Genomic DNA, 13280 nt, shown 5'->3' with positions numbered 1-13280 from the left:
CACAAGGCACGAACCGCCACACCGCGTGGCGGTTCGACCCGGAGACCGCAGATGCCCCAGCAGGGCGATGTCGCGCGCGACATTTCCTATTCCCGTTCCGCCCGGTCGCGCGGCGGCCGCGCCGTCATCCGCGTGATGGAGAACGCCACCGGCCGCATCGGTCTCATCCGGCGCGCGGCGGGCTACCGGGAGGAGGTCGCGCGTGGCCGCGATTTCTGGGAGGTGATCCTCGACCGCTTCGGGCTCAGCCTCGACGTGGTCGGCGGCGCGCTTTCGGATCTGCCCGGCGACGGCCCGCTGATCGTGATCGCCAATCACCCCTTCGGCATTCTCGACGGAATCATGCTGGGCCATATCCTTTCTGCGAGGCGGGGCGATTTCCGCATCCTCGCCCACCGGATCTTCGGACATGCCCCGGACCTCGAGCGGGTGATCCTGCCGGTGAATTTCGACGGCACGCGCGCGGCGGTGCGGGAAAATCTCGACACGAGGCGCAGGGCGCTCGACCGGCTCGCCGGAGGCGGCTGCATCGGCGTGTTTCCCGGCGGCACCGTCTCGACCGCGGCGCGGCCCTTCTCCCGGCCCATGGACCCCGGCTGGCGCAGTTTCACCGCGCGGATGGTGGCGAAATCCGGCGCGACCGTGGTGCCGGTCTATTTCGACGGCAGCAATTCGCGCCTGTTCCAGATTGCCAGCCACCTGCACCCGACCCTGCGCATGGGGCTCCTGATGCAGGAATTCCGCAGGCGCACCGACCGTCCGGTGCGCGTCGTGATCGGACAGCCGGTCCCGCCCGCCGAAATCGCCCGGCGCGCCGGGGATGCGCGCGCCCTGATGGATTTCCTGCGCGAAGCGACGTATCACTTGTCCCCACAGCCGTTCGACTCGCTCGACTACGGCTTCGAATTCGAGGAAAAGCACAAGCACCGGGTCTGACAACCGGGCAGCAGAGGACGGGCAGATGGCAGTAGGCGTGTTCGATTCGGGGCTCGGCGGGCTCACGGTGCTGGAAGCGGTGCGAAAGACGCTTCCCGAGGTGCCCTTCGTCTATTTCGCCGACAGCAAGCACGCGCCCTACGGCGTGCGCGACGCCAACGACATCTTCGACCTCACCACCGCCGCCACCGAACGTCTCTGGGCCGCGGGCTGCGACCTGGTGATCCTCGCCTGCAACACCGCCTCCGCCGCCGCGCTGCGCCGCATGCAGGAAAGCTTCGTGCCCCGCGACAAGCGCGTGCTCGGCGTCTTCGTGCCGCTGATCGAGGCGCTGACCGAACGCCAGTGGGGCGACAACTCCCCCCCGCGCGAAGTCGCCGTGCAGCACGTTGCGCTCTTCGCCACCCCGGCCACCGTGCGCTCCCGCGCCTTCCAGCGCGAACTGGCCTTCCGCGCCATCGGCGTCGACGTCGAGGCGCAGGCCTGCGGCGGCCTCGTCGACGCGATCGAGGAGGGCGACATGATCCTCGCCGAAGCCCTCGTGCGCTCCCATGTGGACGCGCTGAAGCGCAAGATGCCCATGCCCCAGGCCGCCATCCTCGGCTGCACGCACTATCCCCTGATGCAGGACATTTTCCAGGACGCCCTCGGCCCGGAGGTCACGGTCTATTCCCAGGCCTCCCTCGTCGCCGCCTCGCTCTCGGACTACCTGGCGCGGCATCCCGACATGTACGGCCCCGGCAAGGACTCCGCCTTCCTGACCACCGGCGATCCGCGCAAGGTCTCGGTCCACGCCACCCAGTTCCTGCGCCACCCGATCACCTTCACCTCGGCCTGATCCCCGGCACCGTCCCGGTCCTTCTTCTGGCCGGAAATATCCCGGGGAGTGCGAGGGGCAGCGCCCCTCGCACCGGCCGGCCCCGCAGGGGGCGGCACGGTTCCGCGACCCGGCGACGCAACCGGAAGGTCTCCCTTCAAAGCGCTGCCCGACCCGCATATATAGTCACGAACCGCAAGAGGTGGCGCCGCGACCCGGCGCGGGAGGGAACCGATGTCGCTCAGATCGCTCAAGAAGCAGCGCCGCATCCAGGTGATCGCGCTCGCCGCCGTGGCGCTGGTCCTGTCGACCGCGCTCATCGGGTATGCCATGCGCGACGGCATCAACTTCTTCCGATCTCCCAGCCAGGTGATGGAACAGCCGCCCGCTCCGAACGAGACCTTCCGCATCGGCGGCCTGGTCGAGGTCGGCTCGCTGATCCGGGGCGAGGGGCACGAGATCCGTTTCAACGTCACCGACGGCGGCGCGACGGTTCCCGTGGTCTTTGCCGGCGTGCTGCCCGATCTCTTCGACGAGAACCAGGGCATGGTGGGCACCGGCAAATATGTCGACGGCGTCTTCCGCGCCTCCGAGATCCTCGCCAAGCATGACGAGACCTACATGCCCAAGGAGGTCATCGACGCGCTGAAGGAGCAGGGGGTCTACAAGGACACCGGCGGCACCGGCAGCTGATCCGCCCGCGCCCCGAGCGCCAGTTCGAAAAAGCACAGCCGCCCCTCGGCGATGGGCGGCACCGGCGCATAGGGGCCGCGGCGCGCGAAGCCCAGCGACTCGTAGAGCCGCTGCGCCGCCACCAGCGTGGTCGCGGTGTCGAGCCTCAGGACCCCGTAGCCAAGCTCCCGCGCCCGCGCGATCAGCGCCGTCATAAGCGCCCGTGCCACGCCCCTGCCGCGCGCGGCATCGCTGACAAAGACCCGCTTTGCCTCGCAGCTTCCGTCCGGCAGGGGGTGGGCCATGGCGCATCCGACCGCAGTTCCGTCCAGCCGCGCCAGCAGGAGGATGTCGTGTTCGCCGGGCAGGGCGGCGAGCATCGCGCCGTAGGCCGCCTCGGGGTAGAGATGCGCCATCGTAGGGCGCATGTCGGGATCGTGCTCCAGCAGAAGCCTGCGGTACTGTCGGCAGAGGTCGGACACGGCGGACAGGTCCGCCGCATCCCTCGCGTCCTCGATCGTCAGCATCGTGCCGACGGATCAGCCGTTGGCTTCGCGGATCTTCTCGGCGGCATCCTTGTTGTAGCTCACGCCGCTCTGCTCGAACAGGGTGTCGAGCTCGCCCGAGAGGGTCATTTCGGTGATGATGTCGCAGCCGCCCACGAACTCGCCCTTGACGTAGAGCTGGGGGATGGTCGGCCAGTCGGAGTAATCCTTGATGCCCTGCCGGATGCCGTCATCCGCCAGCACGTTCACATCGAGGAAATCGACCCCCATGTAGTTCAGCACCCCGGCCACGCGGGAGGAAAACCCGCATTGCGGCATGGCCTTGGTGCCCTTCATGTACAGCACCACGGGATTGGCCTTCACCGTTTCTTCGATCCTGGTCTTCGCGTCGCTCATCTTGCTCTCCTGTGCGCGCCGCCCCCGGCGCGGCGGGGCCGCCGTCTTCGGGACCCCGGGTTTCTGGTTCCGCGACCCGCCGCCGTTCCCGGCCGCAGCGTCGCGACATCGCTCAGTCCGGAGCCTTGGTGGTCAGTGCCAGCGCATGCAATTCGCCCTGCGCACCGTCCATCTTGCCCTTCAGCGCGGCATAGACCGCGCGTTGCTGCTGGACACGGTTCATGCCGCGAAAGCTCTCGTCGATCACCTCGGCGGCATAGTGATTGCCGTCTCCGGCCATGTCGGTGATGGTGACCTTCGCCTGCGGAAAGGCGGCCCGAATGAGCTGCTCGATCTCCGTCGCTTCCATGGCCATGTGGCAGACTCCCTTGCGTTGTCCCGGTCTGCCCCAAGATGTAAGCCGCCGCGACCGGCTCTGCAAGCGGAGGCGGGAGGCTCAGAATGCCAGTTCCACCCAGACCGGCACGTGGTCCGACGGCTTTTCGCGGCCGCGGATGTCGCGGTCGATGCCGCAGTCGACCATCAGGTCGGCGCAGGCCGGCGTCATCAGCACGTGGTCGATGCGGATGCCGTTGTTCTTCTGCCAGGCTCCGGCCTGGTAATCCCAGAAGGTATAGACGCCGGGCCCGGGGTGGCGGGCGCGGATCGCCTCGGTGAAGCCGAGGTTGAGGATCCGGCGAAAGGCGTCGCGGGTCTGCGGCAGGAACAGCGCATCCTCGGTCCAGGCTTCGGGGCGGGCGGCATCCTCGGCCTGGGGAATGACGTTGTAGTCCCCGGCCATGAGCGCCGGCATCTCGTCGGCCATCAACTGACGCGCACGCGCTTCGAGCCTGGTCATCCATGACAGCTTGTAATCGTATTTCGGACCCGGGACCGGGTTGCCGTTGGGCAGATAGAGACCGCAGATGCGCAGCGCCTGACGCTCATTGGCGACAGTTGCCTCGATCCAGCGCGCCTGTTCGTCCCCGTCGTCACCGGGAAGACCGCGTGTGACGTCTTCCAGCGGCAGTTTCGACAGGATGGCGACACCATTGAAGCCCTTCTGGCCATGGGTCTCGACGTTGTAGCCCTTGTCCTCGATGAGCTCGCGCGGGAACCCCTCGTCCACGGACTTGATTTCCTGAAGCAGCACGACGTCCGGCTGCGCCTCGTCCAGCCAGGCGCACAGGGCCTCCTGTCGCGCCTTGACGCCGTTGATGTTGAACGTCGCGAGTTTCATTGGGGGACCTCCGGAAGCTGGTCCCGGTATCGCGCATGCCACGGGTATGGGCAAGCCACCTGCCGACTCGGGCAGGGTGATTCGCGCGGTTCGTTCCGCAGCGAACGGTTTTTCTTTGCCTCCCCGAAACTTATCCCCAGAAAAGATTTGCCTGTGGATACCGCCGATTCCGGCGCGATCCCGGATCACTGTCTTGTGACCTTGATGTGAGTAAACTTGTGGACAAACAACCTATGCAAGAAAGTGGATTGGCAAATACAGCGTTAACGGGAAAGGCTGATCTCGCCAATCCGGCCTAACCAGAACAGGGGATTTCCCGATGAACGCTCAACTCAAGCACCACATTTCTGAAGATTTCGTTGCCGCACCCGAGGCTGATCTGTTCGGCGGCGAGGGCTGCTCGATGTTCACGTCCGGCGCCGCTCCCGTGACCTCGGACATCTCCGCAGGCGATGCGGTCGAGATGTTCACCTCCGGCGCCGCACCGCTGTCCGGCCTGTCCTGGGACGGTGCCGCCACCGGTCTCTACACCTCCGGCGCAGCCCCCCGCGGCAGCCTGTCGATGACCGGCGAAGCGGTCGAGATGTTCACCTCGGGCGCCGCACCGACCCGCTCGGAGCTCTCCTCCGGCGACGCGGTCGAGATGTTCACCTCCGGTGCCGCACCGACCCGTTCGGAACTGTCCTCCGGCGACGCGGTCGAGATGTTCACCTCCGGTGCCGCACCGACCCGCTCGGAGCTGTCCTCCGGCGACGCGGTCGAGATGTTCACCTCGGGCGCCGCACCGACCCGCTCGGAGCTCTCCTCCGGCGACGCGGTCGAGATGTTCACCTCCGGTGCCGCACCGACCCGCTCGGAGCTGTCCTCCGGCGATGCGGTCGAGATGTTCACCTCCGGTGCCGCACCGACCCGTTCGGAGCTGTCCTCCGGCGATGCGGTCGAGATGTTCACCTCCGGTGCCGCACCGACCCGCTCGGAGCTGTCCTCCGGCGATGCGGTCGAGATGTTCACCTCGGGCGCCGCACCGACCCGTTCGGAGCTGTCCTCCGGCGATGCGGTCGAGATGTTCACGTCCGGCGCCGCACCGACCCGTTCGGAGCTCTCCTCCGGCGACGCGGTCGAGATGTTCACCTCGGGCGCCGCACCGACCCGTTCGGAACTCTCCTCCGGTGATGCGGTCGAGATGTTCACCTCGGGCGCGGCACCGCGCGGCTCCAAGGCGGCTTCCGGCGACGCGACCGGCCTCTTCACCTCCGGCGCGTGATCGCAGCCATGTTGTTGCGGGCGCCTTGGGGATGAGGCGCCCGCCAAACCAGACCAGACGAGGCAGACCATGACCAATGTTATCGCCCTCCGCCCGGCGCCCCGGATCGCCGCGCCCCAGACCCGCGCCGAAGCCCTGCTGACCTGCATGGCCCGACACCGCCGCCGCGAGGACGATGTCTTCTGGCTCAAGGAAAATGCCGAACTGCTGAACATCCTGGAATGTTCGGGGGCGGCGCTGACCGACAGCGCCTTCGCCGCCCATGCCGATTTCTACCGCAACGTGGAAAAGCGCCTGGCGTTCTTTCCGCAATACTACCGCTTCCTGTTGTCCATCGCGCTCGATCTGGAAGACCTCGGGCTCGAGGGCGACACGGGGGAACGCCTGGTCGAGGCTGCCACGCGTCAGGCCCTGCCGGAAGCTGAACTTTCGGATCTGCAGCGCATGGAGGCGCGCCGTCTGTTTGCTCGCCGCGGTCAGGACGCCCTGGCGCATGATACCGGGCTCGAGGATCGGCTTCGCCGCTTCCTGTCGCGCTCCGGAACCTTTGCGCTTCCCAACAAGAAAGCCGCATACGAGCTGACCCACATCATCTTCTACCTCAGCGAATACGGCAGGGTCGATCCTGCTCTGAACGAGGCGGCAAAGACCAGCCTGCATTTTGCCGGAAATCTTGCCTTTCTCGACCAGAACTCTGATTTGTTGGCGGAAATCTGCATCGCGATGCGCTTTGCAGGCGAAGAACCGCCCGTTCTGTGGACGGCCTGGGTCGAGCGGGAGACCCATCTCTTTGACGTCGAGGCGGGGGACGGGGTGTCGATCGCGGATGATTACCACGACTTTCTCGTGTGCAACTGGCATGCCGCGGTGATCGGCGAGGAGGCGTTCCGCAAGCCGCTGGTGGCGGGCCGGATGCGGTTCGGGCGGACGCTGCGGGGGGCCCCCCTGAGGGAGCTGTCCGAGGCCTTGTTCCACCTCGATGCGCAGCGGGTGTCGGACTGGCAGCTGGTGCGTGCGCGGCTCGGTGACACGCTGTCGCCGCAGACCCGCGACATCGTCGATACGCTGGCCCACCAGTCGGCGCATTTCGACGCCTTCTTCGAGGGCTTCGCCCGGGCAGGACGCGCATGAAGGCGTCGCACCTCTCCGCCGTGGCGGTCGCGCAGTCCCGTCAGTCCGAGCGGCGCATCGCCCGCTCCGCCCTGGTCGGGGCCGGGCTGGTGGCAATCTATACCGCGATGATTTCCGGGGCCGACGGCATCACCAAGCTGATCGCCGGCGGCTACGCGGCGCCCCAGTTGTTCGCGCTGTCCTCGGCGCTGGTCATCCTCGTGGCGCTGGCCGAGGGACGCCGGCGCGGCGAAAGCCTGCGGTTGCGGCGGGGCCGGGGGGAGATGGCGCTTCGGTCGCTGTTCACCGTGCTGGCGGCCATCGGCTATTTCCAGGCCTTCCGGCTGCTGCCCTTCGCGGATGTCTTCCTGTTCATCGGGCTCGTGCCGCTGATCGCGGCGGCGATGTCGGGGCCGGTGCTGGACGAACCCCTGCGCCCGGCGGCCTGGACCGCGCTTGCCTTCGGGGCCGGGGGCATCCTGTTCCTGCTGCCCGAGGGACGGCTTGCGCTGGATCCGGGGCATCTCTGGGCGCTGTTCGGCACGGTGACCGGCACCGCCTCGATGGTTCTGGCCCGCCGCATCGCACGGATGGAACGGGTGCCGCTGGCGCAGGTGTTCTGGCCGAACCTCGCGCTGATGCTCACCATGGGCCTGGCGCTGCCCTTCGTCTGGCAGCCCATGGCACTGATGGACCTGGTCTGGGTCGCGGGCTATGCGCTGCTGCTGTTCGGGGCCCGCTACGTTTCGGCCGAGGCGCTTCGCCTGCTGCCGGCCTATGTCGCAACGCCGCTGATGAACCTGCAATTCGTCTGGATGGTGCTCATCGGCTGGTTCGCCTTCGGAGAGCTTCCGGGCATGGGTACGGTTCTGGGGGTCGCCATGGTGGTCGGGTCGGGCTTCTGGCTCGTGGCGGACGAGGCGCTGCCGTCCCGCCGACTGGCGCGCGCCTGAGCGATATGACGACAAGCGCCCGGAGGATGCCGTCCTCCGGGCGGTTTCGCATCGTGTCGGCGGAATGGGGTCAGGCGTCGCGCGACCGGCGGCGCAGCGCCACCAGCCCGCCGAGCCCGGCCATGAGCAGCGTCAGCGTGGCGGGCAGGGGCACCGGCGAGGCGGGCGCGATGGCATAGACTTCGAGCGAGCTGACCGACCAGCTGTTGTCGAAAGTCGCACCGGGGGCACCCGACGTGGTGATCGCCCCCTGCGCGAGGTCGTAGGAATGGGCGTAGGCATAGCCGTCGCCGTTGGCCGACGCCGTGCCGCCGTAGGTGGCCAGGGTGCCGTAGCCCCCGAACAGGTCATGCCCGCCGCCGAAGGTCGGGAAGTAGGCCGCGCTGCGGTAGATGGCGTATTGCGGGTTGGCCTGGCTCGTCTGCACTTCGTCCGAGGTCAGGTTGAAGATGAAGGCCGCCGCATCGGCGAAGTAGCCGCCCGCGCCGCCCCAGTCGAGCGACGTATACCCGCCGACGACCGCCGTCCCGCCGCCGGCAAAGCTGATCCCGTAGAGCGAAAAGGTCGGGCCGGCGCCGTCTACGGCGGTGTGAAACTCCGAGGCGGTGGAAACGCCCCCGGTTCCGGTCCAGAGGTTGGTGAAGTCGAGGTCGCCGTCGCCGAGCCAGGCTTCGAGCCGGTCGGCGCCCGCGGTGTCGAGCAGCGCGCCCCCGGTGACGGTGGTGGCGCCTGCCGTTCCGGCAAGGAGACAGGCGGCGAAGGCGGTGCAGAGGGCAGGTTTCATGAATGACACTCGATCCGGAACGGGAGGGGGCCGGGGCGGAGATGTCCCGGCAGATCATGGATCATGTTGTCCCGGCCGGGGGACGGGAAATCAAGGCGGGATCGTGGCGCTGCGCGCCGATTCCGGAAACACTCAGTTTCCGGAATCGGACATGCCGGGGGTCGGGGCGGTGCCGGCTGCCGTGTCGTCGCCGGAGGTCTCGCGGCGGTCCTCGCGCCGTTCCTCGCGCTTGGGGGCAAGGATCAGCAGGCGGGTGCCGGTGCTGTCCTTGGGGTCGTCCTCGGGCCCGAGCAGGCGGAAGGTGCCGTTCGGGCCGAGATCGGCGATCACGATGCCCTCGGGGGTGCGTTCGCGCCACTGGTCGAGCTTGAATTCCTCGGTCAGCCTGGTGACGCGGAATTCCCAGTCGTCGGCGAGGCGGGCATTGGCCTCGAAAAAGGTCTCGTCGATCGCCAGCGGCCGCCCGCCCAATGTCGACGGCAGCGCGTGGCGGGCCGAGGCCTGGCGCACGCGCTTCAGCTGGAACACGTGTTCGCGCCCGAATTCCGGCGCGAGGTCGGTGGCGACGAGGGTGTTGTAGGCATCGTTGTCGGTGCTCACGATGACCTTTTCGTAGGAGACGAAGTCGAGCTTGTGCTCGGCGGTCTCGGACAGGATGTCACCCCAGAAGGTGTCGAGCCCGGCCTCGCGGGCCTGGCGCAGGTGGGCGTGGTTGGGATCGGCCACGAGGACCGGAAGTTCGAGCTTTTTCAGGGCCATGGCCAGCGCCGCCGCCCAGCGGGAGCCGCCGACGATCAGCACGCCGGGCGTTTCCGATGCGGTGACGCCCAGCTTGCGCGCCATCGGGGTCAGGGTGAATCCGTGCAGCACCACCGTCGCCGCCACCAGCGCGAAGGCGAGCGGGGCGACGCGGGCGCCGTCCTCGATCCCGAGCGCGGCAAGCCGCTCTCCGAACAGCCCCGCGACCGCCACCAGCACCACGCCGCGCGGGCCGGTGAAGGCGACGAGCAGGCGCTCGCGCCAGGGGATGTTGGAAAAGGCCAGCGCCGCCAGCACCGGCAGCGGCCGCGCCACGAGGATCACAGCCAGCACGAAGGCCAGGGCCCGCCAGTCGAGCGACATCAGGGTTTCGGGGGTCATGTTGGCGGCCAGCAGGATGAACACGCCCGAGACCAGCAGAACGGTTGCATGTTCCTTGAAGCGGCGCAGTTCGACATAGCTCGGAAGGTCGGCATTGGCGATGAACAGGCCCATGATGGTGACCGCCAGCAGGCCGCTTTCGTGCAGCACGTAATCGGCCAGCGCGAAGATCCCGAGGACGAGGACGAAGAGTACCGGCACCTTCATGTATTCCGGCACCCAGCCGTTGCGGAAGGCGCGCGACAGACCCCAGCCCGCCGCCCCTCCGAGGGCCGAGGCCACGGCGATGCCGACCGCAAGCGTGCCGATGGCGTGACCGACCGAGGTGGCGGTCTGCAGCACGACGACCAGTTCGTAGGCGAGAACCGCCGCCAGCGCGCCCACGGGGTCGTTGACGATGGCCTCCCATTGCAGCAGTTGCGCGGGGCGTTTCTGCAGCCGGGCATGGCGCAGCAGCGGCGCGATGACGGTGGGGCCGGTGACGATCATGATGCCGCCGAAGACCGCGGCGGTTTCCCAGGACAGCCCCGCCGCCCAGTGCAGCGCGGCGGCCGAGGCGGCCCAGCCCAGCGGCGCGCCGATGAACACCAGCCGCCGCACCCCGACCGCCGCGTCCGCGAGCGACTGGAAGCTGAGCGACAGCCCCCCCTCGAAAAGGATGATGGCGACGGCGATGGCGACCATCGGCTGCATCAGCGCGCCGAAATCCCGCGCGGGGTTCAGAACGCCGGTGAGCGGGCCGATGACCAGCCCGGCCACCAGCATCAGCACGATGGCGGGCATCCGCAGCTTCCACGCCAGCCATTGCGAGCCGACCCCCAGCGCACCCACCATCGCGAAGCCGAGTACCGGGTCCAGACCCTCCGTCACCGTTGCCATGTCGACCTGTCCCCTGTTTCCGGTTGCGGCCACCCGGGCCGGAGTTGCGCATGACATGGCGCGGGGTCGCGCGCTGTCCAGTGTCCAGCCTAGGGCAGGTCGTGCAGAACGTCCCGCCCGGTCAGCGCCGCATGGCTTTGCAGCGCGAAACGGTCCGTCATGCCCGCGATGTAATCGGCGACGAGACGGGCAAGCTGCGCCTCGTCCTCGGCCGCGTCGATCTCGCGCCGCCAGCGTTGCGGCAGCAGCGAGGGGTCGTTCATGTAGGCGGGGAACAGCTCCATCAGCGCCTGCGTGACCTTCTCGCGGATCTCCATCACCGAGGGCGCGCGGTACATCCGGGTGAACAGGAAATCGCGGATCTGCCTGAGGTCGCGGAAGATCGGGTCGGAAAAGGCGATGACCGGGGCGCCTAGGCGGCGGATGTCGTCGACCGATCGCGGATCGGCCGCGGCAAGACGGCGGCGGCTTTCGTCGATCACGTCCGAGACCATGTAGCCGAACACCCGCCGCAGCGCCTCGTGGCGGCGGCGGTAGGGGTCGAGCGCCGGATAGAGCCGGTCGACCTCGGCATAGGCCGGGGCGATGAGCGGCAGTTCGGCGATCTCGTCCTCGGTGAACAGCCCGGCGCGCAGCCCGTCCTGAAGGTCGTGGTTGTTGTAGGCCACGTCGTCGGCAATGGCCGCGACCTGCGCCTCGCCGCCGGCATGGGTGTCGAGTTCGAGATCGTGGCAGGCGTTGTATTCCGCCAGCGCCACCGGCACCGTGCCGGTGACGGGGCCGTTGTGCTTGGCGATGCCCTCGAGCGTGTCCCAGGTCAGGTTCAGCCCGTCGAATTCGGCATAGTGCTTTTCCAGCAGCGTGACGATGCGCAGGGTCTGGGCATTGTGATCGAACCCGCCGTAGGGCGCCATCAGCTCGGAGAGCGCATCCTCTCCGGTATGGCCGAAGGGCGTGTGGCCGAGGTCATGCGCGAGGGCCACCGCCTCGGTCAGGTCGGCGCCGAGGCCGAGCGCCCCGGAAATGGTGCGCGCGACCTGCGCGACCTCGATGCTGTGGGTAAGGCGGGTGCGGTAGAAATCGCCCTCGTGTTCGACGAAGACCTGGGTCTTGTGCTTGAGCCGCCGGAAGGCCGAGGAATGGATGATCCGGTCCCGGTCCCGCTGAAAGCAGGAGCGGAAGGCGCTTTCCTCTTCGGCCACGCGCCGCGGGCGTGCCCCGGAAGGGTCACATGCATAGATCGCCATCGCCTGGCCCCTTGTTCTTGCCGTGTTTTCGCGGATCGGGTCTGCCGCCCGGTTGCCGCCTGTCCTTCGCGCCCATATATTACGGAAGACGCAAGAGATAAACTGTCGGAGAGAGCCGATGCAGATCCCCCCCAAAGTCACCGACCGCGCCTTCGCCCGCCTGTCCGAGATCGGCGCGGGCGCGCAGGGCAAGGTGCTGCGCATCGCCGTCGAGGGCGGCGGTTGCTCGGGCTTCCAGTACGAGATCAAGCTCGACGATCCGGCCGAGGACGATCTCGTCCTCGAAGGTGCCGGGGAAAAGGTCGTGGTGGATTCCGTGTCGCTGCCGTTCCTGGCCGATGCCACCATCGACTTTTCCGAGGAACTGATCGGCGCGCGCTTCGTGATCGAGAACCCGAACGCTTCGTCCTCCTGCGGCTGCGGGACGAGTTTCTCGATGTAGGCCGAGCGGCCGGGTGCGGCGGGCGGTCCGGGCCGAAAGGCCCGGCCCCCGGTGTGTCAGGCCGGTTTGCGGCGGCGGCGCAGGGCGACGGCCCCGCCGATCGCGCCGGCCAGAAGCGGCAGCGTGGCCGGCAACGGGACGGTGGCCGCGTTGAAAACGGCCCTGAACTCCGAATCCGCCGATGTGGCGTTCCAGCTTTCGTCCCCTGCCGTGCGTTCCCAGAAGAATCCTCCGCCGTCGTAAGTCGCGCCGGAGATGTAGGAAAATCCGGTGCTGCTGGTCGTGGGATTGCCCAGGCCGCTGGCGTCCAGATAGGCCATGTATCGAGATCCCGAGGTCAGGGTGAGCCCCACGTTCCATGTCGTCTCGTCCCAGTCGAGGTTCGACAAGGCGGTCGCCGCGCTTGCGTAAAGCTCTGCGCCGATGCGGGACGACCCGCTCCATTCATACAGGCGCAGCACCACGTCGATTGCGCCGCCCGTGACCGGAGCGGTCAGGAAGCTGAAGCTGTCGAGCCGGGTGTCGGCCCCGACGGTGAAACTCTGTCCGAATGTCTGCCCGCAGCCGGTGTCGACGCCGAGACAGTAAAAACCGCTGTTCTGGCCGCTGATCGTGTCGATGACCGTTTCGGCGCTTGTCAGCGTTCCGGCCAGGGACAGTCCCGCCGCGAGAAGAATGGATTTCATGCAGAGATAACCTTTTGAAACTTTACATAAAAACAGCGTCGTCCGGAAATGTCGGGACGTCAAGCTCCGGGTCTGCCCCTTGTCGCGAAAGGTTGTCGGGGACGGTCCGGACCATTCGGCCGGGGCGTGGGGGGCTTGCCGGCACCCCTTGGCGGGATGCGCCCGCGCGCGGGATCTCGGGTGGCCCCGTGCCGCGCCCCGTTTGACCCCGCGCGACAAAGTGATAGAG

The 13280-nt window shown here is 67.9% G+C and carries 15 protein-coding genes; 7 read left to right on the top strand and 8 right to left on the bottom strand.

The window, feature by feature from the left end; genetic code table 11:
• The first annotated feature begins 51 nt into the window (after positions 1-51).
• The 3 genes from ACN0RJ_RS05575 (at position 52) to ccmE (ending at position 2446) form a co-directional block, all read left to right on the top strand.
• Positions 52-936 (top strand): lysophospholipid acyltransferase family protein, encoded by an 885-nt coding sequence (locus ACN0RJ_RS05575; RefSeq protein WP_417723647.1) that lies wholly within the window; start codon positions 52-54, stop codon positions 934-936.
• 25 nt (positions 937-961) lie between these two features.
• On the top strand, positions 962-1774 hold the full coding sequence (murI, locus tag ACN0RJ_RS05570) for a glutamate racemase (protein ID WP_417723646.1): 813 nt from the start codon (positions 962-964) through the stop codon (positions 1772-1774).
• A gap of 213 nt (positions 1775-1987) precedes the next feature.
• Entirely contained in the window at positions 1988-2446 is a 459-nt protein-coding gene (gene ccmE / locus ACN0RJ_RS05565; protein ID WP_417723645.1) for a cytochrome c maturation protein CcmE, read from the top strand.
• Here the strand turns inward: ccmE and ACN0RJ_RS05560 are convergent.
• From ACN0RJ_RS05560 to xth, 4 genes are all read right to left on the bottom strand, one after another.
• A complete protein-coding gene (locus ACN0RJ_RS05560; RefSeq protein WP_417723644.1) occupies positions 2416-2952 on the bottom strand; it encodes a GNAT family N-acetyltransferase in 537 nt (178 codons plus the stop codon). The genes ccmE and ACN0RJ_RS05560 overlap by 31 nt on opposite strands.
• A 12-nt stretch (positions 2953-2964) precedes the next feature.
• Positions 2965-3327 (bottom strand): Grx4 family monothiol glutaredoxin, encoded by a 363-nt coding sequence (gene grxD, locus ACN0RJ_RS05555; protein WP_417721253.1) that lies wholly within the window; start codon positions 3325-3327, stop codon positions 2965-2967.
• A 112-nt stretch (positions 3328-3439) separates the two neighbouring features.
• The gene (locus tag ACN0RJ_RS05550) at positions 3440-3682 is read right to left on the bottom strand and encodes a BolA/IbaG family iron-sulfur metabolism protein (RefSeq protein ID WP_417721254.1); all 243 of its coding nucleotides are present in this window, start codon (positions 3680-3682) and stop codon (positions 3440-3442) included.
• Between the two features lie 81 nt (positions 3683-3763).
• On the bottom strand, positions 3764-4546 hold the full coding sequence (gene xth / locus ACN0RJ_RS05545) for an exodeoxyribonuclease III (protein WP_417721255.1): 783 nt from the start codon (positions 4544-4546) through the stop codon (positions 3764-3766).
• Between the two features lie 319 nt (positions 4547-4865).
• Here xth and ACN0RJ_RS05540 point away from each other — a divergent pair, with 319 nt between their 5' ends.
• The 3 genes from ACN0RJ_RS05540 to ACN0RJ_RS05530 all read left to right on the top strand — a co-directional run bounded on the left by ACN0RJ_RS05540 (position 4866) and on the right by ACN0RJ_RS05530 (position 7873).
• A complete protein-coding gene (locus ACN0RJ_RS05540) occupies positions 4866-5810 on the top strand; it encodes a hypothetical protein (protein WP_417723643.1) in 945 nt (314 codons plus the stop codon).
• Between the two features lie 69 nt (positions 5811-5879).
• Positions 5880-6941, top strand: coding sequence for a DUF6902 family protein (locus tag ACN0RJ_RS05535; RefSeq protein ID WP_417721257.1), 1062 nt, complete (start codon positions 5880-5882; stop codon positions 6939-6941).
• Positions 6938-7873 carry a DMT family transporter gene (locus ACN0RJ_RS05530; protein ID WP_417721258.1) on the top strand — a complete coding sequence of 312 codons (936 nt, stop codon included), beginning with the start codon at positions 6938-6940 and terminating at the stop codon, positions 7871-7873. The genes ACN0RJ_RS05535 and ACN0RJ_RS05530 overlap by 4 nt, the downstream gene beginning before the upstream one ends.
• Before the next feature lie 70 nt (positions 7874-7943).
• Here ACN0RJ_RS05530 and ACN0RJ_RS05525 read toward each other — a convergent pair whose 3' ends face one another.
• The 3 genes from ACN0RJ_RS05525 to ACN0RJ_RS05515 form a co-directional block, all read right to left on the bottom strand.
• The gene (locus tag ACN0RJ_RS05525) at positions 7944-8657 is read right to left on the bottom strand and encodes a PEP_CTERM-anchored TLD domain-containing protein (RefSeq protein WP_417721259.1); all 714 of its coding nucleotides are present in this window, start codon (positions 8655-8657) and stop codon (positions 7944-7946) included.
• Between the two features lie 132 nt (positions 8658-8789).
• The gene (locus ACN0RJ_RS05520; RefSeq protein WP_417723642.1) at positions 8790-10676 is read right to left on the bottom strand and encodes a cation:proton antiporter; all 1887 of its coding nucleotides are present in this window, start codon (positions 10674-10676) and stop codon (positions 8790-8792) included.
• An 89-nt stretch (positions 10677-10765) separates the two neighbouring features.
• On the bottom strand, positions 10766-11923 hold the full coding sequence (locus tag ACN0RJ_RS05515; protein WP_417721261.1) for a deoxyguanosinetriphosphate triphosphohydrolase: 1158 nt from the start codon (positions 11921-11923) through the stop codon (positions 10766-10768).
• Positions 11924-12041: 118 nt separating this feature from the next.
• On the opposite strand from ACN0RJ_RS05515, the gene ACN0RJ_RS05510 reads away from it, so the two are divergent.
• Entirely contained in the window at positions 12042-12365 is a 324-nt protein-coding gene (locus tag ACN0RJ_RS05510) for a HesB/IscA family protein (RefSeq protein WP_417721262.1), read from the top strand.
• Between the two features lie 56 nt (positions 12366-12421).
• Here ACN0RJ_RS05510 and ACN0RJ_RS05505 read toward each other — a convergent pair whose 3' ends face one another.
• Entirely contained in the window at positions 12422-13051 is a 630-nt protein-coding gene (locus ACN0RJ_RS05505; protein WP_417723641.1) for a VPLPA-CTERM sorting domain-containing protein, read from the bottom strand.
• Positions 13052-13280 lie beyond the last annotated feature (229 nt).

Source organism: Salipiger sp., from assembly GCF_048261495.1.
Classification (GTDB): domain Bacteria; phylum Pseudomonadota; class Alphaproteobacteria; order Rhodobacterales; family Rhodobacteraceae; genus Salipiger.
This window is presented reverse-complemented; position numbering and strand designations above follow the sequence as displayed.

Coding starts and splice junctions, on each gene's coding strand:
- ACN0RJ_RS05505 (WP_417723641.1), bottom strand. CDS start 13,051: ATGAAATCCATTCTTCTCGCGGCGGGACTGTCCCTGGCCGGAACGCTG.
- xth (WP_417721255.1), bottom strand. CDS start 4,546: ATGAAACTCGCGACGTTCAACATCAACGGCGTCAAGGCGCGACAGGAG.
- ACN0RJ_RS05525 (WP_417721259.1), bottom strand. CDS start 8,657: ATGAAACCTGCCCTCTGCACCGCCTTCGCCGCCTGTCTCCTTGCCGGA.
- ACN0RJ_RS05510 (WP_417721262.1), top strand. CDS start 12,042: ATGCAGATCCCCCCCAAAGTCACCGACCGCGCCTTCGCCCGCCTGTCC.
- ACN0RJ_RS05575 (WP_417723647.1), top strand. CDS start 52: ATGCCCCAGCAGGGCGATGTCGCGCGCGACATTTCCTATTCCCGTTCC.
- ACN0RJ_RS05550 (WP_417721254.1), bottom strand. CDS start 3,682: ATGGCCATGGAAGCGACGGAGATCGAGCAGCTCATTCGGGCCGCCTTT.
- ccmE (WP_417723645.1), top strand. CDS start 1,988: ATGTCGCTCAGATCGCTCAAGAAGCAGCGCCGCATCCAGGTGATCGCG.
- ACN0RJ_RS05540 (WP_417723643.1), top strand. CDS start 4,866: ATGAACGCTCAACTCAAGCACCACATTTCTGAAGATTTCGTTGCCGCA.
- murI (WP_417723646.1), top strand. CDS start 962: ATGGCAGTAGGCGTGTTCGATTCGGGGCTCGGCGGGCTCACGGTGCTG.
- ACN0RJ_RS05520 (WP_417723642.1), bottom strand. CDS start 10,676: ATGGCAACGGTGACGGAGGGTCTGGACCCGGTACTCGGCTTCGCGATG.
- ACN0RJ_RS05515 (WP_417721261.1), bottom strand. CDS start 11,923: ATGGCGATCTATGCATGTGACCCTTCCGGGGCACGCCCGCGGCGCGTG.
- ACN0RJ_RS05535 (WP_417721257.1), top strand. CDS start 5,880: ATGACCAATGTTATCGCCCTCCGCCCGGCGCCCCGGATCGCCGCGCCC.
- grxD (WP_417721253.1), bottom strand. CDS start 3,327: ATGAGCGACGCGAAGACCAGGATCGAAGAAACGGTGAAGGCCAATCCC.
- ACN0RJ_RS05560 (WP_417723644.1), bottom strand. CDS start 2,952: ATGCTGACGATCGAGGACGCGAGGGATGCGGCGGACCTGTCCGCCGTG.
- ACN0RJ_RS05530 (WP_417721258.1), top strand. CDS start 6,938: ATGAAGGCGTCGCACCTCTCCGCCGTGGCGGTCGCGCAGTCCCGTCAG.